This window comes from Robinsoniella sp. (assembly GCF_034124845.1).
Genome location: NZ_JAWYAJ010000048.1, coordinates 1 through 2,787, shown reverse-complemented (window position 1 = coordinate 2,787; position 2,787 = coordinate 1). Strand labels below are relative to the sequence as shown.

Annotated in this window: 2 protein-coding genes; both read left to right on the top strand. The window is 44.2% G+C overall.

Annotated elements, in window-relative coordinates:
• Nucleotides 1-234 precede the first annotated feature (234 nt).
• A complete protein-coding gene (locus ACH2DQ_RS02470; protein WP_395025450.1) occupies nucleotides 235-1,476 on the top strand; it encodes a hypothetical protein in 1,242 nt (413 codons plus the stop codon).
• A 26-nt stretch (nucleotides 1,477-1,502) separates the two neighbouring features.
• Nucleotides 1,503-2,787: glycoside hydrolase family 1 protein (locus tag ACH2DQ_RS02465; protein ID WP_395025449.1), on the top strand; the 1,285-nt coding region annotated here is incomplete at its 3' end.

The following is a 2,787-nucleotide window of genomic DNA, read 5'->3' as shown; positions in this document are numbered from 1 at the left end:
CCCCGACGCTCTGCCGATCTGTGGAAGAGGACTTGTCCATGCAGATTGTGGCCTGGTGACGGGAACATGGTGTGGTGTAGATTGGACCCTTGATAGAGGCTAATAACCAGCATGCGCGGTGTTAATCATTATGTGCCTCATGCTTTTTCACCAAAGGCATTTCCAGACCCGGACTGCCCGCCGCATTTTTATGCGCATGGGCATAACCCTCAGTATCGGCATTTTGGAGAATTAATGAAGTATATGAACCGAATCTGCAATCTGATCGATGGAGGCAGACATGAGAGTGAGGCTGCGATTCTGTATCACGGAGACGCGGAATGGAGCGGAATGACATGTATGTATATACAGGAACCCGCACGAGTTCTGACTGAAGCGCAGATCGGGTTTGACTTTGTACCATCAGATATATTTACAGACAGTTGTTACCAAGTGTGTTTGGACAATGGTTTGAAAGTACATACACAGGAGTACAAAATATTTATTATCCCGGAAGCGGACTATATTACAAAGGAGACAGCAGATGCGGTTGTGAAGTTAGGGGAACAGGGATTTCCATGTGTTTTTGTAAATTCTTATCCAAAGGGAATCTGCAGCCGGATAGAATCAGGCAAAGAAGAGGTATTATTGGAAGAAGTAAGAGAAAATGCAAAGAGTGTGAAGCTTACAGAACTTGCCGATTACATGAGAGAGAGAAAGATGCCTCAGCTGCAACTTATCCCGGCGGAGAAATTTATCCGAAGTTATCAGTATTACGGAGAACCGGAGATTCTCTACTTGGTGAATGAAGGTACAGAAATCTATGAAGGAAACATTCGGCTTCGAGGAACGCCGGAAATATGTTATCGATATGATGCGTGGGAAAACCGCCTGGAATTGTTAGATGTCAGAGCCTGCACGGAGCTAAGTGAAGCACTGAAAGATTGCGAAGCAGAAAGCGGATTAGAAATCAAAGTTCGAATTGAGCCGGGAAAGAGCTGGATTATTGTTTTTGATCAGGAAATGCCTGGGAATTTGAAGGAAAGAAGCATCTATCACATCGTACGGAAAATAAAAATAGAATCAAATTGGAAACGAACTGTCTGCAAGAGCATTGACTATCCGGCGTTTGGACATAGCAGTCAGGTTTCACTGCCTGATTTTGCCGAAAGAGAACTGCCTGATTTTGCCGGCGTGCTGCGGTATGAGCAGGATGTGAATCTGGGGACAGAAGTGGAGTCGAATACGATTTTGGAGATAACAGATGCAGGGGAAACCGTGCAGGTGTTTGTTAATGGAACAGACTGCGGAATTCAGATTGTGCCGCCTTATCGCTATGAGATTGGGAATTTCCTGCATCAGGGAGAGAATCGAATTGCGATTGAAGTGGCAACTACTTTGGAACGACAGATTTCCCCGAAGAACAAGTCGGAGAACTGGCAGCCGCAGAATCACGTGGGGTTGTGTGGCAAAGTTTATTTATGTCAGAAAAAGTGAAATTTCAGAACAGTTAGGAGGATAAAATGAAAAAATTTCCAGAGAATTTTTTATGGGGAGCAGCAAGCGCATCTTTCCAGGTGGAAGGTGCAAGAAGTGAGGATGGCAAAACAGACAGTATATGGGATGCGACAAGTAAGGGTCATATCAAGCGAAATTTAAATGGAGATGTGACATGCGATCATTATCATCGTTATAAAGAGGATGTAGCCTTGATGAAAGAGTTGGGACTGAAAAGTTATCGCTTTTCAGTTAGCTGGCCGCGTGTAATGCCTGAGCGTGGAGTAATAAATGAAAAGGGGCTTCAATTCTACCGAAATCTAGCAGACGAGTTGGTACAGGCAGGGATTGAGCCGTTTTGTACACTATATCACTGGGATTTGCCAATGTGGGCCTACAACGAAGGTGGGTGGGAGAATCCACAGATTATAAATGAATTTACAGAATATGCGAAGAGGGTTATTGATGCGCTTTCCGATAAAGTGCGATACTGGATGACTTTTAATGAACCTGCATGCTTCATTGGATTTGGTTACTTTGAAGGACGGCAAGCGCCGTTTAAGATCAATCGTATGAGCGAAGAGCAGAAATTCCGTGATTTGGCGCAAATTAGCAAAAATGTCTTGCTTTGCCATGGTCATGGCGTGCAGCTGATTAGAGAACGCTCTAAATTGACAGACCCACAGATTGGATTTGCGTTGAATGCGAGAAACTTTGTGGCTTATGATGAAACGGAAGCCGGAATTGAAAAAGCAAGAAGTGAGATGTTTGATATTGAGAAGGGATTTTCTATGGCTGCAAATTGGTGGGCGGATCCGATGGTACTTGGAAAGGCACCCAAATATCTAGATAAGATCCTTTCAGAGGAGGAATTGAAATTTATCAGCCAGCCATTGGATTACTTTGGTTATAATGTGTATTTTGCAAACAATTACAATGCAGACGCGGAAGCGCCGGATTTGGGATGGCCTGGTATGCCACGTACACAAATGGGGTGGGGAATCACACCGAAAGTGCTCTACTGGTCACCGAAGTTCCTCCATGAACGTTATAACCTTCCGATTCTCATCACAGAAAATGGTATGTCCAATCTAGACTTTGTAATGAGAGATGGAAAGGTGCATGATCCACAGCGGATTGATTATATGTACAAGTATCTGAGTGCATTACATCAGGTGATGGAAGACGGGATTCCGGTAATTGGCTATACGGCATGGTCTATTATGGATAACTTTGAGTGGGCAGAGGGCTGTGACCCGCGGTTTGGTCTGATCTATGTTGATTACAGAACACTGGAAAGAATACCGAAAG